At 74.2% G+C, this 22902-nt stretch carries 16 protein-coding genes and 1 pseudogene; 4 read left to right on the top strand and 13 right to left on the bottom strand.

What is annotated here, in order from left to right:
• Positions 1–72: 72 nt before the first annotated feature.
• From OG422_RS19230 to OG422_RS19190, 9 genes are all read right to left on the bottom strand, one after another.
• Positions 73–687, bottom strand: a complete 615-nt coding sequence (locus tag OG422_RS19230; RefSeq protein WP_143940959.1) for a TetR/AcrR family transcriptional regulator — start codon at positions 685–687, stop codon at positions 73–75.
• The gene (locus OG422_RS19225) at positions 675–1523 is read right to left on the bottom strand and encodes an enoyl-CoA hydratase family protein (protein ID WP_405743861.1); all 849 of its coding nucleotides are present in this window, start codon (positions 1521–1523) and stop codon (positions 675–677) included. The genes OG422_RS19230 and OG422_RS19225 overlap by 13 nt, the downstream gene beginning before the upstream one ends.
• Positions 1520–3106, bottom strand: a complete 1587-nt coding sequence (locus OG422_RS19220; RefSeq protein ID WP_143940961.1) for an AMP-binding protein — start codon at positions 3104–3106, stop codon at positions 1520–1522. Before OG422_RS19220 ends, OG422_RS19225 begins: the two co-directional genes overlap by 4 nt.
• Positions 3107–3372: 266 nt before the next feature.
• On the bottom strand, positions 3373–4548 hold the full coding sequence (locus OG422_RS19215; protein WP_143940962.1) for an acyl-CoA dehydrogenase family protein: 1176 nt from the start codon (positions 4546–4548) through the stop codon (positions 3373–3375).
• A 189-nt stretch (positions 4549–4737) separates the two neighbouring features.
• Positions 4738–6687: a biotin carboxylase N-terminal domain-containing protein gene (locus OG422_RS19210; protein ID WP_405743860.1), complete on the bottom strand. Its 1950-nt coding sequence runs from the start codon at positions 6685–6687 to the stop codon at positions 4738–4740.
• A gap of 7 nt (positions 6688–6694) precedes the next feature.
• Positions 6695–8302 carry an acyl-CoA carboxylase subunit beta gene (locus OG422_RS19205; protein ID WP_405743859.1) on the bottom strand — a complete coding sequence of 536 codons (1608 nt, stop codon included), beginning with the start codon at positions 8300–8302 and terminating at the stop codon, positions 6695–6697.
• Complete coding sequence (locus tag OG422_RS19200) at positions 8299–10008, bottom strand: acyclic terpene utilization AtuA family protein (protein ID WP_143940965.1); 1710 nt, start codon at positions 10006–10008, stop codon at positions 8299–8301. Before OG422_RS19200 ends, OG422_RS19205 begins: the two co-directional genes overlap by 4 nt.
• Positions 10005–10814, bottom strand: a complete 810-nt coding sequence (locus OG422_RS19195; RefSeq protein WP_405743858.1) for a TIGR03084 family metal-binding protein — start codon at positions 10812–10814, stop codon at positions 10005–10007. The genes OG422_RS19200 and OG422_RS19195 overlap by 4 nt, the downstream gene beginning before the upstream one ends.
• 368 nt (positions 10815–11182) lie before the next feature.
• Entirely contained in the window at positions 11183–12013 is an 831-nt protein-coding gene (locus tag OG422_RS19190) for an EamA family transporter (RefSeq protein WP_405747893.1), read from the bottom strand.
• Between the two features lie 255 nt (positions 12014–12268).
• Here OG422_RS19190 and OG422_RS19185 point away from each other — a divergent pair, with 255 nt between their 5' ends.
• The 4 genes from OG422_RS19185 (at position 12269) to OG422_RS19170 (ending at position 18496) form a co-directional block, all read left to right on the top strand.
• Positions 12269–13132 carry a LysR family transcriptional regulator gene (locus tag OG422_RS19185; protein ID WP_405743857.1) on the top strand — a complete coding sequence of 288 codons (864 nt, stop codon included), beginning with the start codon at positions 12269–12271 and terminating at the stop codon, positions 13130–13132.
• A 159-nt stretch (positions 13133–13291) separates the two neighbouring features.
• Positions 13292–14407: a hypothetical protein gene (locus OG422_RS19180; protein WP_405743856.1), complete on the top strand. Its 1116-nt coding sequence runs from the start codon at positions 13292–13294 to the stop codon at positions 14405–14407.
• 2 nt (positions 14408–14409) lie between these two features.
• On the top strand, positions 14410–17778 hold the full coding sequence (locus OG422_RS19175; RefSeq protein WP_405743855.1) for a CHAT domain-containing protein: 3369 nt from the start codon (positions 14410–14412) through the stop codon (positions 17776–17778).
• A gap of 199 nt (positions 17779–17977) precedes the next feature.
• Entirely contained in the window at positions 17978–18496 is a 519-nt protein-coding gene (locus OG422_RS19170) for a hypothetical protein (protein WP_405743854.1), read from the top strand.
• Between the two features lie 29 nt (positions 18497–18525).
• On the opposite strand, the gene OG422_RS19165 is transcribed toward OG422_RS19170, so the two are convergent.
• From OG422_RS19165 to OG422_RS19150, 4 genes and pseudogenes are all read right to left on the bottom strand, one after another.
• Positions 18526–21420, bottom strand: coding sequence for an FAD-binding and (Fe-S)-binding domain-containing protein (locus OG422_RS19165; protein WP_405743853.1), 2895 nt, complete (start codon positions 21418–21420; stop codon positions 18526–18528).
• An 86-nt stretch (positions 21421–21506) separates the two neighbouring features.
• Positions 21507–21674 (bottom strand): annotated as a pseudogene (locus OG422_RS19160) (IS5/IS1182 family transposase); the annotation flags it as partial.
• 136 nt (positions 21675–21810) lie between these two features.
• Positions 21811–22422, bottom strand: coding sequence for a DUF6879 family protein (locus OG422_RS19155; RefSeq protein ID WP_405743852.1), 612 nt, complete (start codon positions 22420–22422; stop codon positions 21811–21813).
• A complete protein-coding gene (locus OG422_RS19150) occupies positions 22415–22684 on the bottom strand; it encodes a hypothetical protein (protein WP_143943295.1) in 270 nt (89 codons plus the stop codon). Before OG422_RS19150 ends, OG422_RS19155 begins: the two co-directional genes overlap by 8 nt.
• Between the last annotated feature and the right edge of the window lie 218 nt (positions 22685–22902).

The following is a 22902-nucleotide window of genomic DNA, read 5'->3' as shown; positions in this document are numbered from 1 at the left end:
GCGCCCCCTACGGCTCCGCGGCGGGCCGCACCCGGGGACGGCTCCGGGTGCGGCCCGCCGCGTGGCATCGACTCAGTCCAGCGCCTCGTCCAGCAGCTCGGCCCACTGGTCGACGACCCGTTCCCGCCGCACCGTGTCATCGCTGAGCAGGGTCGCCAGGCCCAGACCGCGGGCCATGTCCAGCAGGCCCTGGACGGTTTCGCGGACGCCGGGGACGGATTCGTCGACGCCGAGCAGGTCGACGGCGGTGCGGTGGGACTCCCGGCCGACCCGTGCCTCCAACTCCGTGACGCGGGCGCGGAGTTGGTCCTCGTAGGAGGCGGCGACCCACAGGTGGAGGGCGGCGCGGAAGAGCGGGCCGGTGTAGAGGTCGACGACGGCGGCGACGACGGCGCGGCGGTCGGTGGCGACGCCGGTGCCCGCCGGGAAGAGGTCACGCAGCGCCTGCGAGCGTTCCTCGGCGACGTGCTCGACGGCGGCGGTGAACAGGTCCTCGCGGGTGGGGAAGTGGTGCTGGGCGGCGCCGCGGGAGACCCCGGCGCGTTCGGCGACGACGGCGACGGTGGAGCCCGCCCAGCCGTGATCGGCCAGGCAGGCCACCGCCGCCTCCAGCAGGCCGCGGCGGGTGGCCCGGCTGCGTTCCTGCTGGGGGGCCTTGGCGGTGCGGGCGGCGTTCACCGTGCCCATCGCGGGGCCCTTCGCTCCAGGAAGGCGGTCATGCCCTCGCGCGCCTCGGCGGAGGCGAAGAGCCGCGCGGACTCGGCGGCCAGCGCCTCGGTGTCGCGGTCGAAGGTGCGCAGCACCTCTGCGGTGACCAGCGCCTTCGAGGCGGCGAGGCCCTGCGGGGAGCCCTGGCGCAGGCCGTCGAGCAGGGGTACGAGGGCGCCGTCGACGTCGTCGGCGGCGAGGGTGACCAGGCCGATGCGGGCGGCCTCGGCGGCGTCGAACCGTTCGCCGGTGAGGTAGTAGCGCCCGGCGGCGCGGGCGTCGAGGCGGGGCAGCAGCGGCATCGAGATGACGGCCGGGGCGAGTCCGAGGCGCGCCTCGGTGAAGGCGAAGGTGGCGCCGGGCCCGGCCACTGCTATGTCGCAGGCGCCGAGCAGCCCGGTGCCCCCGGCGCGGACATGCCCGGTGACGCGGGCGACGACCGGTTTGGGCAGCTCCACGACCGTGCGCAGCAGCCGGGTCAGGTCCAGCGGCGCGTCGGTCGGGGCGCCGTCGGTCGCCTCGGTGAGGTCGGCTCCGGCGCAGAAGGTGGTGCCGGTGTGGGTGAGGACGACGGCGCGGACGGCGTCGTCGGCGGCGGCCTCGGCGAGGGCGGCGTGCAGCTCGCCGACGAGGCGGGCGGAGAGCGCGTTGCGGTTGCGGGGAGAGTCCAGGGTGAGGGTGGTGACGCCCAGATCGTGTGCGGTGCGGACGAGCGGGCCGTCCTTGACGCCTTGGTCGTGGGCGGTGCGGGCGAGCGGGTCGGCGCCGTCCAGCGGTGCGGCGCCGTGGGTGGTGCCTGACGTGGTGTCGGTCATCGGGCCGTGGAACTCCTTTCCCTGGCGCGCAGTTCGCGCCGCAGGATCTTGCCGGTCACCGCGCGCGGCACCGTATCGGTGAACTCCACGCGGCGCACCCGCTTGTACGGGGCGACTCGTCCGGCAACGTACGTGAGAACGTCGTCCGCACCGAGGGCGGCCCCCGGGCGGCGGACGACGTACGCCTTGGGGATCTCGTTGCCGTCGGTGTCCGTGACGCCGATGACGGCGGCGTCGGCGATGTCGTCGTGGGCGAGCAGCAGCGCCTCCAGATCGGCGGGGGCGACCTGGTAACCCTTGTACTTGATCAGCTCCTTGACGCGGTCGACGACGTAGAGCCAGCCATCGGCGTCGATCCGGCCGATGTCGCCGGTGTGCAGCCAGCCGTCGGCGTCGATCAGGGCGTCGGTGGCCTCGGGGCGGCCGAGGTACCCCTTCATCACCTGCGGGCCGCGCAGCACGATCTCGCCGTCCTCGCCGGGCGGCAGGTCCGCGCCGGTGGTGAGCGACACCAGCCGCATCTCCGTGCCGGGCAGCAGACGCCCGACGGTGCCGGGCGGGGCGTCGGCGCCGGGCGGTACGAGGTGGCTGGCGGGCGAGAGTTCGGTCATGCCGTACGCCTGGAGGACGGCCTTGAGGCCCAGGCGGCGGGCGCAGGCGTCGGCGAGCGCGGCGTCCAGCGGCGCGGCGGCGCAGACCAGGTACTTCAGGGAGGAGAGGTCGTAGCGGTCCACCAGGGGGTGTTTGGCGAGGGCGAGGACCATCGGCGGCGCGGCGTAGACGGCGGTGACGCGGTATCGCTGGAGCGCGTCGAGGAACTGTTCCAGGTCGAAGCGGGGCAGCACGACGACGGTGGCGCCGGTGCGCAGCGGGGCGTTCATCAGGGCGGTGAGGCCGTACATGTGGAAGAACGGCAGCACGGCGAGGACGCGGTCGTCGGGTCCGCCGCTGAGGAACGCGTCGAGCTGGGCGAGGTTGGTGGCGACGGAACGGTGGGTGAGCATCACGCCCTTGGGGGTGCCGGTGGTGCCGGAGGAGTACGGCAGGACGGCGAGGTCGGCGGCGGGGTCGAGGTCGACGTCCGGTTCCGGGGCGGTGGTGTCGGCGAGGTCGAGGACGGAGCGGTGGCCGTCGGCGCGGTCGCCGACCAGGATCTCGGTGATGCCTCCGGCCCGTCGGGCGGCGTCCCGGGCGGTGTCGAGGAGGGCGGCGACGGTGACGATGCGGCGGGCCCCGGAGTCGGCGAGCTGGGTGGCGAACTCCTCGGCGGTGGCGAGTGGGTGGACGGTGGTGACGGCCGCGCCACAGCGCCAGGCGGCGTAGCAGACGACGGGGAAGAGGGCGCTGTTCGGGCTGTGCAGGGCGAGGACGTCGCCCTTGCCGAGACCGGCCGCGGCGAGTCCGGCGGCGAGGCGGCGGCTGAGGTGGTCGAGGCGGGCGTAGCCGAAGGTGGTGCCGTCGGTGGCGTCGATCAGTGCGGGGTGGTCGCCCCGGGCGGCGGCACCGGCCAGGACGTAGGAGTGAACCGGCTCGGTGACGGGGGCGAGCGGGGGGTGGTCGCTGTGGAACACGTGGGAAGCCATGCCGGAGATTCCTTCCGTGGCGGAGCGCGGCGCGGGCGTGCGGGGGCGCCTGCGCGCCGCGCTCGGGGAGGGTTGGTCCTGCGGTCCCCCGGTGGCGCTGGCCAGGGCCTGTCTTTCCGGTCTGCGTGGATCACGCCTGCGGCGTCCGGTGCCGTGCCTCGCAAGGCGGAGCCCCTCCCGCGGACCGGGTGTCCGTGGGAGGGGCGACAACGCCGCGAGGTGCGCTGCCGGGCGTCACAGGCCCACGAGGACCGGGAAGACACGCCCTAGTAGGACTTGGGGAGGCCCAGCGTCTGATGGGAGACGTAGTTCAGGATCATCTCTCGGCTGACGGGGGCGATTCGCGCGACGCGGGCGGCGGTGATGAGGGACGCGAGGCCGTATTCGTGGGTGAGGCCGTTGCCGCCGAGGGTGTGCACGGCCTGGTCGACGGCGCGGACGGCGGCCTCCCCGGCGGCGTACTTGGCCATGTTGGCGGCTTCCCCGGCGCCGAGGTCGTCCCCGGCGTCGTAGAGGTGGGCGGCCTTCTGCATCATCAGGCGGGCGCATTCCAGGTCGATATGGGCCTGGGCGAGGGGGTGGGCGATGGCCTGGTGGGCGCCGATGGGGTCCTTCCAGACCTGCCGGGTGCGGGCGTAGTCGACAGCGCGGTCGAGGGCGTAGCGGCCCATGCCGAGGGCGAACGCGGCGGTCATGATGCGTTCCGGGTTGAGCCCGGCGAAGAGCTGGAGGAGTCCGGCGTCCTCGTCGCCGACAAGCGCGTCGGCGGGCAGCCGCACGTCATCGAGGACCAGCTCGAACTGCTTCTCCGGGGCGGCGAGTTCCATCGGGATGGGGCTGCGGCCGAAGCCGGGTGCGTCGCGCGGGACGAGGAAGAGGCAGGGCTTGAGGCGGCCGGTGCGGGCGTCCTCGGTGCGGCCGACGATGAGGGTGGCCTCGGCGATGTCGACACCGGAGACGAAGACCTTACGGCCGGTGAGTATCCAGTCCGAGCCCTCCCGACGGGCGGTGGTGGTGATGCGGTGGGAGTTGGATCCGGCGTCCGGTTCGGTGATACCGAAGGCCATGGTGCGGCTGCCGTCGGCGAGCCCCGGCAGCCAGGCACGTTTCTGCTCGTCGGTGCCGAAGCGGGCGATGACGGTGCCGCAGATGGCCGGGGAGACGACCATCATCAGCAGCGGGCAGCCCGCGGCACCCAACTCTTCGAGTACGAGGGAGAGTTCCACGATTCCGCCGCCCCCGCCGCCGTACTCCTCGGGGAGGTTCACGCCGAGGTAGCCGAGCCCGGCGGCCTCCGCCCAGAGTTCATCGGAGTGACGGCCCTCGGCGACGACGCGGGTGAAGTACTCCCGGCCGTACCGCTTGCCGAGCGCGGCGACGGCGGCGCGCAGGTCGCGCTGTTCCTCGGTCTCGATCACGGAGTTGCGCAGGGCGGTGCTCATAGCGGCTCCCTCTGTGCGGTGGGTGAAGTGCGTGAGACGTGCGAGATACGTGAGATACATGAGATACGTGAGGTGTACGGGGTGCGGGGCCCGGCCGGGCGCGGGTGCGGGGCCCGGCCGGGCGCGAGCCCGTCCGCTGGCGGCCCGGCCGGGTGCGGGTACGGCCCCAGCCGGTCGTGATCGCGCACCTCACTCCCCCACGACCGCCAGCAACGCACCGACCTCGACCTGCATACCGACGCTCACCGGCAGGCTGGTCAGCGTCCCGGCGGCGGGGGCGGCGACGGTGTGTTCCATCTTCATCGCCTCCAGCCAGAGCAGCGGCGTTCCGGCCTCGACCCGGTCGCCCTCGGCCAGGCCGGGGGCGAGGCGGACGACGGTGCCGGGCATCGGTGCGAGCAGGGAGCCGGGTTCGGTGCGGTCGGCGGGGTCGGGGAAGCGGGGCAGCGCGGTGAAGGCGTGGCCGCCGGTGGCGGCGTCGACGTGGACCCGGTCGCCGTAGCGGGCCACGGCGAACTCCCGCCGCAGCCCGTCCACGTCGAGGACCGCGCCCTCCGCCGTGTGCTCCAGCAGCCGTACGCCGGGGAAGCCCTCGGCGTGCAGCGCGCCGCGCACCAGGCGGTAGCGGATCTCGTACGTCCCGCCGCCCGACCCGTCGGCCGCGTACGTCTTGACCTGCGGCTGTGAGGGGACGTTGCGGAAGCCGCCGAAGCGGGAGCGGCCGTGGGAATCGGCGAGCGCGGCGGCGAGCGCGGCGAGGCGGGCGCGGGCCTCGTACGTCGCGTCGTGGGCGGTCAGTTCGGCCAGGTGGCGGTCGTAGAAACCGGTGTCGAGGCCGTCGGTGGTGGCGAAGGCGGGGTGGCGCAGGGAGCGGACCAGCAGGTCGCGGTTGGTGACCGGGCCGTGGACCTGGGCGCGTTCGAGGGCGTGGGCGAGGCGGCGGACGGCCTCGGCGCGGGTCGGGGCCCAGGCGATGACCTTGGCGAGCATCGGGTCGTAGTGCGCGGTGATCGTGGAGCCGTCGGCAACGCCGGAGTCGAGGCGGACGGCGCCGGGCACGGCGAGACGGTGCAGCGGGCCGGTGCCGGGCCGCCAGCCGGCCGCCGGGTCCTCGGCGTAGAGGCGGGCCTCGACGGCGTGGCCGCGGGGCAGCGGCGGTGCGGCGTCCAGCGGGCTGCCCTCGGCGACGGCGAGTTGGAGGGCGACGAGGTCGAGGCGGTAGATCTCCTCGGTGACGGGGTGTTCGACCTGGAGGCGGGTGTTCATCTCCAGGAAGTGGGCGCGGCCGTCGGCGGAGACCAGGAATTCGACGGTGCCGGCGCCGCGGTAGCCGATGGCGCGGGCGGCGCGGGCGGCGGCCTCGTGCAGCGTGGTGCGCAGCCCGTCGGAGAGCCCGGGGGCGGGCGCCTCCTCGATGACCTTCTGGTGGCGGCGCTGGAGGGAGCAGTCGCGGGTGCCGAGGGTCCAGACGCCGCCGTACGCGTCGGCCAGGATCTGCACCTCGACGTGACGGCCCCCGGTGACATACGGCTCGACGAACACCTCACCGTCCCCGAACGCAGCGGCGGCCTCGGCCCGCGCTGCCGCCAACTCTCCTTCGATTGCGGAGAGTTCCGTGACCAGCCGCATCCCGCGACCGCCGCCGCCGGACGCCGCCTTGACCAGCAGCGGCAGGTCGGCGGCGGTGGCGGAGGCCGGATCCACGGGTTCCAGCAGCGGGACCCCGGCCGCCGCCATCAGCTCCTTGGCGCGGGTCTTGGAGGCCATCGCCTCGATCGCCTCGGGCGGCGGGCCGATCCAGGTCAGCCCGGCGTCGGTGACGGCGGCGGCGAACGCGGCGTTCTCGGAGAGGAAGCCGTAGCCGGGGTGAACGGCGTCCGCACCCGCGTCGAGGGCGGCTTTCACGATCAGGTCGCCGCGCAGATAGGTGTCGGCGGGGGCGTCGCCCGGCAGCCGGACGGCGGTGTCGGCCTCGCGGACGTGCGGGGCGCGGGCGTCGGCGTCGGAGTGCACGGCGACGGTGGCCAGGCCCAGTTCCCGGCAGGTGCGGAAGACCCGGCGCGCGATCTCCCCGCGGTTGGCGACAAGAACACCCGAAAGAGTGAGGGACGAAGGGGGCGTTGGGGTCCGATCGGTCATTGCTGCCTCACATCCGGAAGATGCCGAAGCCGCCGCGCGCGCCCTCGACGGGCGCGGTGTGCACGGCGGACAGGCACAGGCCGAGAACGGTGCGGGTGTCGCGGGGGTCGATGACGCCGTCGTCGTAGAGCCGCCCGGAGAGGAAGAGCGGCAGCGACTCCGACTCGATCTGCTGCTCGACCATCGCCCGCAGCCCGGCGTCGGCCTCGTCGTCGTACGGCTGTCCCTTGGCGGCGGCGGAGGCGCGGGCGACAATCGACAGGACCCCTGCGAGTTGTTGCGGGCCCATGACGGCGGATTTGGCGGTCGGCCAGCTGAAGAGGAAGCGGGGGTCGTAGGCGCGTCCGCACATGCCGTAGTGACCGGCGCCGTACGAGGCGCCCATCAGGACGGAGAGGTGCGGCACCTTCGAGTTGGAGACGGCGTTGATCATCATCGCGCCGTGCTTGATGATCCCGCCCTGTTCGTACTCCTTGCCGACCATGTAGCCGGTGGTGTTGTGGAGGAAGAGGAGCGGGATGTCGCGCTGGTTCGCGAGTTGGATGAAGTGGGCGGCCTTCTGGGACTCCTCGCTGAAGAGCACGCCGCGGGCGTTGGCGAGGATGCCGACGGGATAGCCGTGCAGTGTGGCCCAGCCGCAGGTCAGGCTGGTGCCGTAGAGCGGTTTGAAGGCGTCGAAGTCGGAGCCGTCGACGATCCGGGCGATGACCTCACCGGGGTCGAAGGGCGCCTTGAGGTCGCCGGGGACGATGCCGAGCAGTTCCTCGGCGTCGCACTTCGGGGGCGGCGCGGGCGCCGGATCGGGGTGCGCCTTGCGCCGGTTGAGGCGGGCGACGACCCGGCGGGCCTGGCGCAGCGCGTCCGGTTCGTCGAGCGCGAGGTGGTCGGCGAGTCCGGAGGTGCGGGCGTGCATCTCGGCGCCGCCCAGCGATTCGTCGTCGCTCTCCTCGCCGGTGGCCATCTTCACCAGCGGCGGCCCGCCGAGGAACACCTTGGCGCGCTCCTTGACCATGATCACGTGGTCGGACATACCGGGGACGTACGCGCCGCCCGCGGTGGAGTTGCCGAAGACCACGGCGACGGTCGGGATCCCGGCGGCGGAGAGCCGGGTGAGGTCCTTGAAGAGCGCCCCGCCCGGGATGAAGATCTCCTTCTGGCTCGGCAGATCGGCGCCGCCGGACTCGACGAGCGAGATCACCGGGAGCCGGTTGGCGTACGCGATCTCGTTGGCGCGCAGCGCCTTCTTCAGCGTCCAGGGGTTGGAGGCGCCGCCGCGCACCGTCGGGTCGTTGGCGGTGATCAGGCACTCCACGCCCTCGACCACGCCGATACCGGTGACCAGCGCGGCACCCACTGCGTACGTGGGGGATTCGCTGCCCCAGGCGGCGAGCGGCGAGAGTTCCAGGAACGGCGTGTCCGGGTCGAGCAGCAGCTCGATGCGTTCGCGGGCGGGCAACTTGCCGCGCCCCCGGTGGCGGGTGAGGTACTTCTCGCCGCCACCCGCCAGCGCCTGCCCGTGCGCCTCCTCGACCTCCGCGAGCTTCGCCAGCATCTCCGCACGCCGCTGCGCGTACGCGGCGCCGCCCGTGTCGAGTGCGGTCGCCAGGACGGTCACAGCAAAACCTCCGGTATCTCCAGGTGCCGGGAGCGCAGCCACTCCCCCACCGCCTTGGCCTGCGGATCGAAACGGGCCTGCGCGGCGACGCCCTCGCCCAGCAGTCCCTCGACCACGAAATTCAATGACCAGAGCCCCGGCAGCAGATGCCGGTCGATAGCCAACTCACCTGTTTCCGGCAGGAGTTCACGGAACTTCTCGATGGTCAGCGTGTGGGCCAGCCACCGCCACGCCGTCTCCGTCCGGGCCCATACGCCGACGTTGGCGGAGCCGCCCTTGTCGCCGCTGCGGGCCCCGCAGACCGCGCCGAGCGGCGCCCGGCGGACCGGCAGCCCGGCAGCCGGCGGCGCGGGCGGCTCCGGATCGGGCAGCCGGGTCAGCTCCCGGGTGACGGCGGGCGGCGCCACCGCCTGCCGGGTTCCGTCGGGCAGCACGGCTGTGTGCGCCACCTCCGCGCGGTCCACGGCCACCGCCTCGAAGACGCCGTACGGGGTGCCCTTGCCGGGCGGCGCGGTGACGTGGAAGCCGGGGTAGCTGCCCAGCGCCAGTTCGACGGCGGCGCCGCTGACCGCCCGGCCGACGGCCGCCTCGTCCAGGTCGCGGACGACGAGTCGCAGCAGCGCGCTCGCCTCCTCCTGGACCGGCGCATCGGCGTGATCGGTGCGCGCCAGCGTCCACCGCACCTCGGCGGGCCGGACACCCGTCGCCTCGCACGCCGCCGCCAGCTGCCCGCGGACCAGCGCCGCCTTCGCCTCGACGTCCAGCCCGGTCAGGACGAAGGTGACCTCGTTGCGCCAGCCGCCGAGCCGGGTCAGCCCCGCCTTCAGCGCGGGCGGCGGCGCCTCGCCGCGCACCCCGTCGATCCGCACCCGGTCGGGCCCGGCACCGTGCAGCCGTACGGTGTCGAGCCGGGCGGTGACGTCCGGGCCGGCGTAGCGGGCGCCGTCGGTCTCGTAGAGGAGTTGGGCGGTGACGGTGCCAGTGGTGACGGCGCCGCCGGTGCCGGGGTGCTTGGTGATCACGGCGGTGCCGTCGGCGGCGATCTCGGCGAGCGGGAAGCCGGGGCGGCGCACATCGTGTTCGCCGAAGAAGCTGTAGTTGCCGCCGGTGGCCTGGGTGCCGCACTCCAGGACGTGCCCGGCGACAACCGCCCCGGCCAGCGCGTCCAGCTCGCCGGGCCCCCACCCGAAGTGGGCCGCCGCGGCCCCGCTGACCAGCGCGGCATCGGTGACCCGCCCGGTCACCACCACATCGGCACCGGCCCGCAGACACGCCGCGATGCCGTCGCCGCCGAGGTAGGCGTTGGCGGTGAGCACGCCGTCGCCCCACCGGGTGCGGTCCCCGGCGGCCAGCAGATCGTCCCCCTCGACGTGCGCGACCCGTACGGGCACGCCGACCCGGTCCGCCAGCTCCCGTACGGCGTCGGCGAGTCCGGCCGGGTGGAGGCCCCCGGCGTTGGTGACGATCCTGACGCCGCGCTCGACGGCGAGCCCGAGACCGTCCTCCAGCTGCCGCAGGAAGGTCTTGGCGTAGCCGCGTTTCGGGTCCTTCAGCCGGTCACGGCCGAGGATCAGCATGGTCAGCTCGGCGAGATAGTCGCCGGTCAGGACATCGAGTGGGCCGCCGGTGAGCATCGTGCGCAGCGCGTCGAACCGGTCGCCGTAGAAGCCGGAGGCGTTGCCGATCCGCAGCACCTCCCCGCTCATCCGGCCGCTCCCCCACCCTTGCCGGACGGCGCCCGGCCCGGTCCCGGCGGGCCCGCGAACGCCTGGGCGATGTCCAGCCAGCGGTCGGCGTCGGCGCCCTCGGCGCGCAGGGTCGGCAGGTCGTCGCGGTGCGCCCGCTGCGTCACCAACAGGCAGAACTCCCACGCGTCGCCGGTGACCCGCTGCCCGGCGTCGACCGGTCCGTACGTCCACGACGTGCCGTCGGGCGCCCGCAGCTCGACGCGGAACTCCTCTGCGGGCGGCGGGAGTTGGCGTGCGGTGTAGGCGAAGTTCCGCGCCCGGACGCCGATCCGGGCGATATGCTGCAGCCGGGCGGTGGGCGTCCGGACGGCGCCGAGCGCATCGGCGACGTCCTGGCCGTGCGCCCAGGTCTCCATCAGCCGTCCGGTCGCCATCGACGCGACGCTCATCGGCGGCCCGAACCACGCCAGCTTCGTCCCGTCCGGCACCGCCCGCAGCGCCGCCAGCAGCGCCTCCCGCCCGGCCCGCCACCCGGCGAGCAGCGCGGCGGGCTCCTGCCGCGCGCCCTCCGCCGCGCCCTCGTCGACGAAGGTGTCCGGCGCCGCGAGGGCATGCGCGACGGCGCGGGCGAAGGCGTCCGGGTCGGTCGCGGCGGCGAGCGCCTGCCGGTCGGTCCAGGCGAGGTGGGCGATCTGGTGCGCGATGCTCCACCCGGCGGCGGGCGTCGGGTCCGCCCACCGCCCGGCGGGCAGATCGGCCACCAGCGCGTCCAACTCCTCGCTCTCGTCCCTGAGGTCCACCAGTACGGCGCCGGGATCGGCCACGCGACACTCCCTCCCCGGCCCGCCCACGGACGGACCCGGATCAGCTGCCTTGCCTGTGGTGTGTGTGCCTTGCTGACGTGCTTCGCGTACGCACCCGGGGAGCGCCGGAGGCCGCTCGGTGCGGCGGCGGGCCCGTGGTGCGGTCCGAGCGTGGCAGCACCCGGAGAAACAATCAAGCACGCCTGCATGGTTTTTGGGCGCGGGTGGGCGGGGTCGTACGGCGCAAGGCGCGGGGCCGCGCTCGGGGGCGTGCGGGACCGCCCCGCGCGCCGGGCGTACGGCAACGGGCCGCGAGCCGTCCGGCCGGACACGGCAACGGGGCGCGAGCCGTCCGGCCCGCGCCCCGCGCTTCGTTGAAGGCGACCAGGTCAGCCGTGCGGATCCCCCGCACTGCGCACCGCGCCCACGCTCGCGACAACGACCAGGCCGATGGCGACGATCTCCGCCCAGCCCAGCGCCTGGTGGAGGACGAGGAACCCGGCGGTGGCCGCGGCGGCCGGTTCCAGGCTCATCATGACGGCGAAGCCGGACGCCGGGAGCTTGCGCAGGGCGAGGAGTTCGAGGGTGTACGGCAGCACCGACGACATCAGGGCGACGGCGGCGCCCAGCCCGAGGGTGACCGGGTCGAGCAGCGCGCGCCCGGCGGTCGCGATGCCCAGTGGCAGGCTGAGCAGCGCCGCGACGGTCATCGCCAGCGCCAGCCCGTCCGCCTGCGGGAAGCGCTGTCCGGCCCGCGCCGACAGCAGGATGTACGCGGCCCAGAACCCGCCCGCGGCCAGCGCGCACGCGGCTCCGGCGAGGTTCAGCCCGTCGAAACCCTCGCGCCCCAGCAGCACCACGCCACCGAGGGCCAGCATCGCCCACACCACGCTCAGCAGCCGCCGGGAGGTGGCGACCGACAGGATCAGCGGGCCCAGGAACTCCAGGGTGACCGCCGCACCCAGCGGGATGCGGTCGATCGCCTGGTAGAAGAGGGAGTTCATCCCGGCCAGGGCGATGCCGAAGCCGACGACGGTGGCCCAGTCGCCGCGCCCGTAGCCGCGCAGCTTCGGGCGGCAGGCGATCAGCAGCACCAGGGACGCCACGACCAGCCGCAGCGTGACGACGCCCAGCGCCCCGGCGCGCGGGAAGAGCAGCACCGCGACCGACGAGCCGAACTGCAGCGAGACGATCCCGCCGATCACCAGTGCCACCGACACGAACCGGCCGCGCGCCCCGCCCGCGCCGCCGCCCGCCGCCTCGGCCGCGGCGACCTCCGGCGAGGGCGGGACGGGATGCGGGACGCCCGCCGGGTCCGGGGCCGCCGGATCGGGGCGCGACGCGACGGCGGACGGAGTGGGGGCGGGCGCGGCAGCCCCGTCGGGACGGGGGGACGAGGAGTTCACGCCACCACGCTAAGGCCCGCCGATCCGGTCCGTGAAATGCCGTTTTTCCTGTTGTTATGCTCCGCGCGTATGAGCATCGAGCTGCGTCACTTCCGCTGCTTTCTCGCCATCGCCGACACCCTCAGCGTCACCCGCGCCGCCGAGCGGCTGCATCTGACGCAGCCCGCCGTCTCCCGCACCCTGCGCCAGCTGGAGCAGGGGCTGGGCGTCCGCCTCGTCGACCGCTCCACCCACCATCTGGCGCTCACCTCCGAGGGCCTGCGCTTCCGCGATCAGGCCGCCCTCGCGATCACCGCCTTCGACCGGGCGCTCCGCCTCGCCCGGGGAGCCGCCTGGCCGCTGCGGCTGGGCCACGCCTGGTCGGCGGCGGGCCCGTACACCCCGCAGCTGCTGCGCCGCTGGCACGAGGAGCATCCGGACACGCCGCTGGAGCTGCTGCGGATCGACGACCGTACGGCGGGGCTGGCGCGCGGCGACGTGGACGCGGCGCTGCTGCGCGGCGAGGTCCGCACCCCCGGGCTCGTCACCGAACTGCTGCTCACCGAGGAGCGGGTGGCCGGCCTCGCCGCCGACGACCCGCTCGCCGCCCGCCCGCACCTCTCCCTCACCGACCTCGCGGACCGCACCCTCGCCCTGAACACCGTCTCCGGCACCACCACCCTCGACCTGTGGCCCCCGCACGCCCGGCCCGCGTCCACGGTGACCATCGGCAACACCGACGACTGGCTGGCCGCGATCACCGGCGGCCGGGCGGTCGGCGTCACCACCACCGCGACCGCCCGGATGCACCCGCTGCCCACCATGGCGTACGTCCCGCTGACCGATGCCCCACCGGTCCCGGTCGTCCTCGCCTGGCGCGACGAGCCGGGGCATCCGGCCCTGGCGGATCTGCGGCGGCTGGCCCGGGAGGTGCTGCGGGAGGGGGACCGCTGAGAGCGCGCCCCCGCGCTCCCCGTGCGCCGGGTCACGTCCCATACGAAACCCGCCCGTTGGGCTTAATCTGACCGCAGGGCGCCGTCGGTGGCGTTCCGCGCGTACGGGGGTGGCGCAGGCCGCTTCCGCACGGCCCGACGTCCGGCCCACGGAGGCCCGGTGAGAGATCCCTCGGCGGACTGGAGCGTTCCCTACGACCCGCAGAGCCTGCCCGGCGGGGGCCTGGGCGCGGCGTTCGCCCGGCCCGGCGCACCCGACACCTGGCGGATCGTCGCCCTCACCCGGCAGCTCAGCGTGGAGAGCCCCGCCGCCCGACACGAGTACGGTGTCGCGCTGCTGCTGTCCGGGATGCCGTTCGCCGCCGCGGAGGCCCTCGGCGGCCTCTTCTCCGAGGCGCCCGGCGCCCCGCCGCCCGGCGCCGCGGCCCTGATGGACATGGCGACGGCGACGGTCCGCACCGGCTTCTGGGACGCCGGGTTCGGCCGGCTGATGGAGCTGGCCGACGAGCTGCACCGGGCGGACCGCGCCTCCGGCCCGCTGTGGGAGGAGCTGGCGCACCGCTGCCGCGCGCTGCACCGCTCGCTCTTCCTCCGCGACGAGGAGCGCACCCTCCAGCGGCTGCGCCTGGCGTGGTTCGAGGAGCTGGAGGCGTCCGGCGCGGCCACCCCCGAGCACCGTCTCGCCCGGGCCCGCGCGCATCTGGCGCTCGCCGACATCGACGTCGAGTTGGCGGAGTACGACGCCGCGGCCCGGGTGCTGCTCCCGCTCGCGGACGTCCCCGAGGTCGCCGTCACGGCGCTGGAGATGCTGGTGGAGGCGCAGCTGCGGGCCGGGCCCGAGCACCCGGAGGACGGCCCGCGGGCCCGCGCCCTGCTGCACCGCGTCCATCCGCACTCCCGGATCCTCACCGAGGGCGCCCACGGCGACGACGCCGCCCGTTGGCTGGCGGATCTGGAGGCGTATCACGCCGCCGGCTTCCTGCTCCAGGTCGCGCAGAGCTGCGGTGACCGCCCGCCCGGACCGTACTGCCGCCGGGTCCTGGTCCGCGCCGCCCGTTCCCGTCCGGAGCAGCCGCGGTACGTCGTCGCCGCCGCCCGGGCGTTGCTGGACGGCGGGGAGCCGGACGCGGCGTCGGCGGTGCTGGACCGCGCCACGGCGCCGGTCGGTGCGGAGGAGGGGCGTGCCCTCGCCGCCGCCTTCACCGAGGCCGGGCGGCCCGATCTGGCGGACGCCCACCTCCACCGGGCACGTACCGCCCCCGGACGGACGGAGTGACGATGGACGACGCTTTCCGGATCTCCATGCTGCGGCTGCTCACCCTGCACTCCAACGGCATCGAGGCGGTGACGGAGGAACTGCACCGCGCCCCGGCCTTCCTCCGGGACGACCTGCGGGAGACCCTGGAGAACGGCGCGCGCACCGCCGCGGCGGCGGGCCGGCCCGCCGAGGCCCGGCTGCTGGAGCACCTCGGTGCCCTCGCCCGGCGCATGTACACCGAGGACGCGGAGGATCCGGCGGCGTCCGGGGACGCCGACGGCCCGGCCGGTGCGGACGGCCCGGCCGCGGCGGACGGCCCGGCCGCGGCCGGTGCCCCGCGCAGGCCGGACTTCGCTGCCCTCCTGCTGGCCGCCGGACGACTCGACGGCCTGTTCGCCCAGTTCCTCCAGCTGCGGGCGCACCGCTCCGTCCTGCCCGCGGACCCGGTCACCGCTGCGCAGCAGATCCTGGCGCAGCAGCCCAGCTGGGGGACGGACGAGTACGCCACGGCGCTCGCCGCGGTCGCGATGGCGGCGGGCGGCCCACTCGCCGCCGTCCATGCCCGTACCTGGTGGGCGTACGCCCTGCTGGATCAGGCCACGCAGGCCGAGAAGCTCGGCTTCGGCGCGGGCACCGGGGCGCGGGAGCACCGGCAGCGGGCGCTCTTCCACGCCACCCGGGCGGTGACCGCTTTGCCCGAGGAGGCGTTCACCACCGACACCGAGGTGGCGTTCCAGGCGTACAACGTGCTGGCGCGGGCGCACCGGGCGCTGGGCGAGTACCGCTACGGGCTGGACGTGCTGCTCGCCTGCCGGGAGCGGATGCCGGACCCCGCAGCCGGGTCCGCGCCCCGGCTGCGCACGCTGTGGATGCACCTGGACTGGGTCGTCGCCGCGGAGCTGTCCGCCCTCGGGCGCTGCCACGACGGGCTGCGCTGTTTCGGCAATGCGCTGGCCCTGCACGCCGAGCTGACCGGCGCCACCGCCGACGCCGACCTCGTCGAACTGCTCACCGAGCGCGGCAAGACCCTGCTGCACGCCGGGCGCCCGGCGGCCGCCACCGCCGACTTCGAACAGGCCGCGGAGGCGGCGGAGCGGCTCGGCCGGACACTGCCCGCCTTCCGGGCGCGGGCGCTGGCGGCCAACGCGCTGGCGATGCGGGGCCGTTCGCGGGAGGCGCTGCGGAGGCTGGAGGAGAACCTCGCGGCGGCCCGCCGCGGCGGCGATCAGATGCTGCACGGCCACCGCGCCGCGCTCGCCACGCACCTGCGCCAGATGGGAGATCTTGCGGGCGCCGAGGAGCAGTACCTGCTGGCGCTGCGGGAGATCGGGACGATGCCGGGCGGCTCCGGCAGCCGCAACGAGATCGGCTGCCTCTTCGGCCTCGGGCAGCTCGCCGACGCCCTCGGCAACCACGACTGGGCGCGCGAGTGGTACGCCCGCGGTATGCAGGCCGGGCGCCGCTACGGCCAGGAGCGGGATGCGGCGGCGCAGCTCGCCGTCGCGCTTCGCGAGTCCCTGGAGCGCGACCCCACCCCGGCGACCGCCGCCCGGCTGCTGCCGCAACTGGAGGAGTTGCGGCGCCAGGCATGGCGGGACGGCGCCCCCGTCCCGCGGTCGGTGGCCGGACGGGCCGTGGTCCACGCGCTGCTGCGGCTGGGCCGGGACGCCGAGGCGGCGGCGCTGGCACGGGAGTTGATCGCCGTCGCGGACGCCACCGGCGACGAGGACACCGGCCGGCAGGAGCGCTGGCACTTCGTCACCGCGTTCACGGAGCGGGACGGCTTCCGCCAGGAGTGCTTCGACCAGCTGTGGTGGACCCGGGAAAAGACCCTGCGGCAGCTCGCCGGGACCCCTCAGGCGCGGATCCGCGCGGAGATCGCGGGCGCCGCCCTCGACACCCACGAACGGCTGCTGGGGACGGTGCTGGACCACCACGGCGCGCTGACGGTGCCGGACGACGCGCCGCTGCCGCAGCTGTGCTTCACCCTCCAGGAGGAGGTACGGGCCCGCGACCTGCTCGCCGACCTCGCCCACGGCCCGCTGCCGGTGCCCGCCGCCGTCCCGCCCGCGCTCGCCGAGGAGGAGGCGTCGCTGCTGTCGGCGCTGCATCCGGTGCGGACCAGGTCGGCGCTGGCGAGCGGCGACGCGGCCACCTCCCGCGTCGCCTCGATGCTGTACGAGCGGCTGGCCGGGGTACGCGAGCAGATCCGGCCGCACGCCCCCGGCCACGCCCGGCTGCGGGACGGCGAGCCACTCGACGTCGCCGGTGCCCAGGACCTGCTGGCGCGGCACGCACCGCCCGGCGGCATGGTCCTCGCCTCGTACTTCTGCGGCGCGGACGCCCTGTACTGCACGGTGCTGACGTCGGACGGGGCACCGTCGCGGGTCCGGCGGGTGCCGCTGGGCCGGGCGCGGCTGGCGGAGTTGGCCGCGCGGCTGCGCCACGACATCAACGGCGATCCGCACGCCGCGCCGCCCACCCCGGCGATCCGGGCCCGCCGCCCCTGGAAGCGCGATCTGGCGTATCTGGCCGAACTGACGCCGCTGATGGCGCCGTTCGAGGATCTGCTGGACGGGTATCCGCTGCTGGCGGTGGCGGGGCACGGTCCGCTCGCGGGGCTGCCGTTCGTGGCGGTGCCGCGCGCCGACGGCCGGCGGCTGGGCGAGACGACGGCGGTGGTGTCGGTCCCGGGCGCCAGCGCGCTGTCGTACCTGCTGGCGGAGGAGGCGACAACCGCGGCGACGGCAGTGACGGTGGGCTGCGGGGCGCGGGAGAACCCCGACATGGCGCTGTTCGAGGAGGACGACGCGCTGCTGCGGTCCGGCCCGTGGACGACCGCCGCGCCGCTGACCGGCACCGGGGCCACCCCCGGTACGGTGCTCGACGCGCTGGGCGGTGCGGAGCTGGCCCATGTGACGGCCCACGGCTACGCCGACGGTGACGATCCACTGGACGCGGCGCTGTTGCTCTCCGACGGCCGGGAGCGGCCCAGCGAACGGTGGGTGGCGCACGATCTGCCGGCCCGCGCGCCGTTCCTGCTGCGCGCCCGGGACGTGGCGGCGGCGCACGCGGCGCCGCGTCGTCTGGTGCTCCGTGCCTGTTCGGCGGGGTGGAGCGACCCGGACCATCCTGGCGAGGAGTTGACGGGGATGACCTGGGCGTTCCTGCGCGCCGGCACCCGTTCGGTGCTCGCGCCGCGCTGGAACGTCGACGGCGCCGGCTCCCGGCAGCTGCTCGGCACGTTCTACCGTGCGCTCGGCGCAGGCGAACCGGCCTGGCGGGCCCTCTGGCTCGCCCAGCGGGAGACCGCCACCGACCCGGACCGCCCCTGGCTCGCCCACCCGTACCACTGGAGCGCCTTCACCTTGACCGGGGACTGGCGCTGAGCGCACGGCCGGACGGAGCGGGGCCTGGCCGAGCCCAGGCCGTGCGGGGCTGCGGCCGGGCAGCCCGGGTCCGGTGGGACCCACCGGACCGTGCGGCACCTCGACCGGGCCCTCCGCCCGCCGCCCGGCCCCGCCCGCAACGCCCGGGACACCGCACCGGACCCGAGACACCCGAGCCCCGACACACCCGAGGAGACCGATGACCATCCCCGCCCCCGTCCCCGACGCCCTTCCTGACCGCTCCGTGGTGCTGGCACTCCAGGAGATCACCGACGATCTGCTGGACGGCGCGCCCTCCCCCGCCCGGTCCGCCGAGGAGGCCGCCCAGATCCTCGGGGAGCTGCTCGGCGGACGCCCCGGCGGCGGCCCGGCCGCCGCCGCGCGGCTGCTGCGGGACGGCGCCGATGCCCCAGCAGCCGCCCGGCGGCTGCTGGCGCTGCTCGCGGCCGACGAGGACACCGCGGCGACCGCCGCGCCGGTCCTCGACGATCCGCCGGTGGACGAGCAGTTGGCGGTGGTCGAGGTGGCCGGCGGGGCCGTGGTGCTGTTCGCGCTGGTCACGTGGTTGCAGACGAAGGTGCACATCAAGGTCCACCGGCAGAACCGGAAGAACACCATCGACTTCGAGCTGACCAAGGAGGCGCTCCGGGGCCGGGAGCTGACCGAACTGGCGGCGACCGCCGAGCAGATCCTCGGCGACGGTGCACCTCAGCCGTGACGCACCCCCCCCCCGGCCCCTGACCCGCCTCAGCCGCCCGCCCCGTCCAGCCCCTCGGCCAGCACCTCCGCGAGGTGACGGCCGGGGCGCGGCCCCAGCTGGGCGAGCTGCGTGCGACAGGAGAAGCCGTCCGCGACGACCTCCGCGCCGTCCGGTGCGTCCCGTACGGCGGGCAGCAGTTGTTCCTCGGCGCAGGCGACGGAGACGTCCCAGTGGCCGTCCTCGAAGCCGAAGTTCCCGGCCAGGCCGCAGCAGCCGCCGCTGAGCGTCCCGGTCAGGCCCGCCTTCTCGCGCAGCCGCCGGTCGGCCGCGTCACCGAGGACGGCGTGCTGGTGGCAGTGGGTCTGCCCGACGACCGGCCGGTCCAGCCGCGGCGGCCGCCAGTCGGGCGCCCGTTCCTCCAGCGCCTCCGCGAAGGTCCGTACGGACGCGGCGAGCGCGGCGGCCCGCGGATCGTCCGGCAGCAGCTCCGGCAGGTCGGTGCGGAGGGTGGCGGCGCAGCTCGGTTCGAGGACGACGAGCGGGTGGCCGTCGGCCCGTTCCATCCGGTCCAGGGTGCGGCGCATGACCTTCCGCGCGGTGTCGAGCTGGCCGGTCGAGACGTACGTCAGTCCGCAGCAGACGCCGGGCCCCGGCATCGCGATCTGCTGCCCGGCGGCCTCCAGGACCCGGACGGCGGCCCGGCCGACCTGCGGGGCGAGGTAGGTGGTGAAGGTGTCGGGCCACAGCACGACGGTCCGCGCGGCGTCCAGCGGCGCCGTCCGCTCCCGGCTGCGCCGGGCGAACCACCGGGTGAACGGTTCCGCCGCCAGCTCCGGGATCTCCCGCTGCGGCGCGATCCCGCCGAGCCGTTTGCCGAGGGCGCCGAGCGGGGTGCGGGCCGCGGCGTTGAACAGCGGCGCGAGCGGGGCGGCTCCCCGCAGCCACTGGGGCAGCCGCCCCATGCTGTAGTGCGCGGCGGGCCGCACCCGCCCCGCGTAGTGGTGGTGCAGGAACTCCGCCTTGTACGTGGCCATGTCGACGCCGACCGGACAGTCGCTGCGGCACCCCTTGCACGACAGGCACAGGTCAAGAGCGTCACGGACCTCCGGGGACCGCCAGCCGTCGGTCACGACCTCCCCGGCCAGCATCTCGTGCAGCAACCGCGCCCGCCCCCGGGTGGAGTGCTGCTCCTCACCGGTCGCCCGGAACGACGGACACATCACCTCCGACGAGCCCGGGACGACCCGCTCCGTACGGCACCGGGCGACGCCCACGCACCGCCGCACGGCGGCGGAGAAGTCGCCACCGTCCTGCGGATACCCGAACTCCACCGGCACCGGCCCGCGCGGCAGCACCTCGAACCGCAGGTTCTCGTCGAGCCGCGCGGGCCGCACCAGCATCCCCGGATTCAGCCCGCCCGCCGGATCCCACAGCGCCTTGAACTCCTCGAAGACCGAGACGAGTTCGCTCCCGTACATCCGCGGCAGCAGCTCGGCGCGGGCCTGCCCGTCACCGTGCTCCCCGGAGAGGGACCCGCCATGCGCGACGACGAGGTCCGCGAGGTCGACGGAGAACTCCCGGAAGCGGCCGATGCCAGCCCTGCTGAGCAGGTCGAAATCAATCCGGACATGGATGCAGCCGTCACCGAAGTGGCCGTAGGGCGTACCTCGTAGCCCGTGCTGGCCGAGGAGGGCGCGGAAGTCCCGCAGATACGGGCCGAGCCGGGCGGGCGGCACCGCACAGTCCTCCCAGCCGGGCCACGCCTCTCCCCCAAGCCCTCGGCTTCGCTCGGGCAGGGAGGCGCCCCCTTCGTCGGGCCTCAACCGCGTCGCCGTACCGGAGGCGTCCTCCCGCACCCGCCACAGCGCGCGCTGCCCCGCCGGATCGGCGACGACGGTGTGCCCGGTGGTCTCCCCGCCCGCCGCCCGGCAGATCTCCTCGGCCCGCGCGACGGCCTCGGCGGCGCTCCCCCCACCGGTCTCGACGAACAGCCAGGCGCCGCCCTTGGGCAGCCCGGTGGCGTCCCTGACCAGGTCGGCGGCCATGCCCTCGACGGTCAACGGCCCGTACGGCAACAGCGTGTGGGCGGCCTCCGCGGCCCCGGACTCATCCGCGTACCCGAGCACGGCCAGCGCCCGCGCGGCGGGCGCCTCGACCAGCCGCACGGTCGCCTCGGTCAGCACCCCGAGGGTGCCCTCGCTGCCGGTCAGCGCCCGTGCCAGATCCGTCCCGTTCTCGGGCAGCAGCGCGTCCAGCGCGTAGCCGGAGATCCGCCGCGGAAGCTCCGGGAAGCCGGTACGCAGCAGCGCCAACTCCCGTCCGATCAGGGCCCGTACGCCGTCGGCGAGGTGAGGCGGCAGCCCGGTCGGCGCGCCCGTCGCGTCCGTGCCGCGTCCGGCACGCACCTCCTCCCCCGCGTACGTCAGCAGTCGCAGCTCCTCGACGTTGTCGGCGGTGGTGCCCCAGGCGACCGAATGCGACCCGCACGAGTTGTTCCCGATCATGCCGCCGAGCGTGCAGCGGCTGTGGGTGGACGGGTCCGGACCGAAGGTCAGCCCGTGTCGCGCGGCGGCGGCCCGCAGGTCGTCGCAGATCACACCGGGCTGAACGGTGGCGGTCCGCGCCTCCGGGTCGATGTCGCCGATACCCCGCAGATGCCGGGTGAAGTCGAGAACGACGCCGACACCGGTCGCCTGCCCGGCGATGCTGGTCCCCCCACCCCGCGGAACGACCGGCACACCCCGCTCCCGGCACACCCGCAGAACCGCCGCCACGTCCCCCGCATCCCGAGGCGCCACCACCGCCTCCGGAACCCGCCGGTAATTCGACGCGTCCATCGTCACCAGAGCCCGGTCGGCGGCGGCCCCGGAAACCTCGCCCCGCACCACCCCCGCCAACTCCCGCACCAGATCCTGCCGCTGTTTTTCCGTACGTTCAGGCATGGGGGCAGCCTGCCCAGGGGGAGGCTGGTTCGCGCGTTACGGCGTGGCCGGGTGGGGCGGATGGGGAGCGGACGGCGTAGTGGAGGGCCTGCACGGCTGGACAGCTGGGCACAGGTGTCGTCGCACCGCAGGTGGGCCAGGGTGAGCAGGGCCTGGCGACCGATGGGAAGGCGCCGCCACCGCGCCCCGATCTCCTGGCGCCGGACGGCGAGTCGCCTGCTCAGGTATCGCAGGGTACGGCTGGAGCGAACCATCGATGGCGGGTGGGCAAACAGGCGAAACTCCTGGCGGACACGGGTGATCTTGATCGAGAACCCGTCCACCAGGAGCTTCGTCGTTGCGCAGGCGTGCCCACCTCGCGGTCAACACCGCGAGACCGGAAACGCTCGTTCAATGGGTTATCGCTGGAGGTTCGAGTGGAGCAATCTCCCGGTTGAAGAACGTCATGAAATCTTCACCGCGAGAATAAAGAGCATCGAACCCCGAGGAAGTTTCCTCGACGGCACCCTTATCCGCGATTCGATTGGCCCCCGCGGCATTCCCGTCATCGTCGTAAACCACCTCGTACATCACCTCATCACCGAGGATGACAACCTCTGGCACAAGGTGATCGCCTTCGATGTTCGCCAGCTCGCGGGCGTCGATGGCTCGAATATTGTCGCCCAGTTCAACTCTTAGGCGCAGCACGTGCATTTCCCACTGGACGTACGGAGTGATCGGGAACTCCACGACGCGAAGCCGACGCTCCAGAATCCCGAGTTCGGCAGCCTTCTGGAACTGCGAACCATAGACCGGGCGTTTCTCTTCGATCAGAGAGAGCGCCCCACCCCAGTCTCCGATAACGAAGGACTCCCAACTCGGGAATCCGCGCTCCTTGAAATTCTGCCCACGTTCGAGTTTCCGCAGGAAGCGGATTCCACCCTCGTAGTGGCGGCGAAAATCGGCGTGGTATTTCGGTCGATCCAGACGCTCTGAGGTGCCGTGCCGGAACGAATCAAACACTGGGGATGTCCGGCTTTGCTGCGACCATCATGCTTCGGGGGATGACGACGAGGCGCTCATCTTCTCCCACTGATACACCCACCGGAAGGCGCTTTCCGAGCGAGTCGGTCAGATCTCTACCGATGACGGCCACGTCCCCGTTCTCAAGTTCCCAGATGTCGGGGCAGTCAGGATTGTCGGTTGTGGTCCCCAGCTCTTGGGGAGATTTCCCCATTCGCCTTTTGAAACTTGTTTCCGGATCGGCTTCCCATGGCCTGGCCATAATGGCTCCTTCCCTGTCCCCTCCGGGGGCATTGAGCATAGCGGTCGACTGGCGGGCCCGCCAGGGCAGCATTTAAGTTATCGTAGGTAAATAGACAATGGCATATGCCATTGAACCGGAGGGCCCTTGCCCATTCCGGCAAGGCAGTGCCAAAATCCCGATCTTCGACGTCGGCGACTCCACACGGATTCACCAGTCCGACATAAGCGATATAGGCC

This window comes from Streptomyces sp. NBC_01525, from assembly GCF_045040405.1.
In the GTDB taxonomy this organism is placed as follows: domain Bacteria; phylum Actinomycetota; class Actinomycetes; order Streptomycetales; family Streptomycetaceae; genus Streptomyces; species Streptomyces benahoarensis.
Note: the sequence above shows the minus strand (reverse complement) of the source record. Positions and strands in the feature narration are given on the sequence as shown.

What these genes read in the sequence shown, in the direction of transcription:
- OG422_RS19225 (WP_405743861.1), bottom strand. Translation starts at nt 1,523, where the DNA reads ATGACCGACACCACGTCAGGCACCACCCACGGCGCCGCACCGCTGGAC.
- OG422_RS19150 (WP_143943295.1), bottom strand. Translation starts at nt 22,684, where the DNA reads ATGGCCAGGCCATGGGAAGCCGATCCGGAAACAAGTTTCAAAAGGCGA.
- OG422_RS19200 (WP_143940965.1), bottom strand. Translation starts at nt 10,008, where the DNA reads ATGAGCGGGGAGGTGCTGCGGATCGGCAACGCCTCCGGCTTCTACGGC.
- OG422_RS19220 (WP_143940961.1), bottom strand. Translation starts at nt 3,106, where the DNA reads ATGGCTTCCCACGTGTTCCACAGCGACCACCCCCCGCTCGCCCCCGTC.
- OG422_RS19185 (WP_405743857.1), top strand. Translation starts at nt 12,269, where the DNA reads ATGAGCATCGAGCTGCGTCACTTCCGCTGCTTTCTCGCCATCGCCGAC.
- OG422_RS19215 (WP_143940962.1), bottom strand. Translation starts at nt 4,548, where the DNA reads ATGAGCACCGCCCTGCGCAACTCCGTGATCGAGACCGAGGAACAGCGC.
- OG422_RS19165 (WP_405743853.1), bottom strand. Translation starts at nt 21,420, where the DNA reads ATGCCTGAACGTACGGAAAAACAGCGGCAGGATCTGGTGCGGGAGTTG.
- OG422_RS19175 (WP_405743855.1), top strand. Translation starts at nt 14,410, where the DNA reads ATGGACGACGCTTTCCGGATCTCCATGCTGCGGCTGCTCACCCTGCAC.
- OG422_RS19210 (WP_405743860.1), bottom strand. Translation starts at nt 6,687, where the DNA reads ATGACCGATCGGACCCCAACGCCCCCTTCGTCCCTCACTCTTTCGGGT.
- OG422_RS19230 (WP_143940959.1), bottom strand. Translation starts at nt 687, where the DNA reads ATGGGCACGGTGAACGCCGCCCGCACCGCCAAGGCCCCCCAGCAGGAA.
- OG422_RS19170 (WP_405743854.1), top strand. Translation starts at nt 17,978, where the DNA reads ATGACCATCCCCGCCCCCGTCCCCGACGCCCTTCCTGACCGCTCCGTG.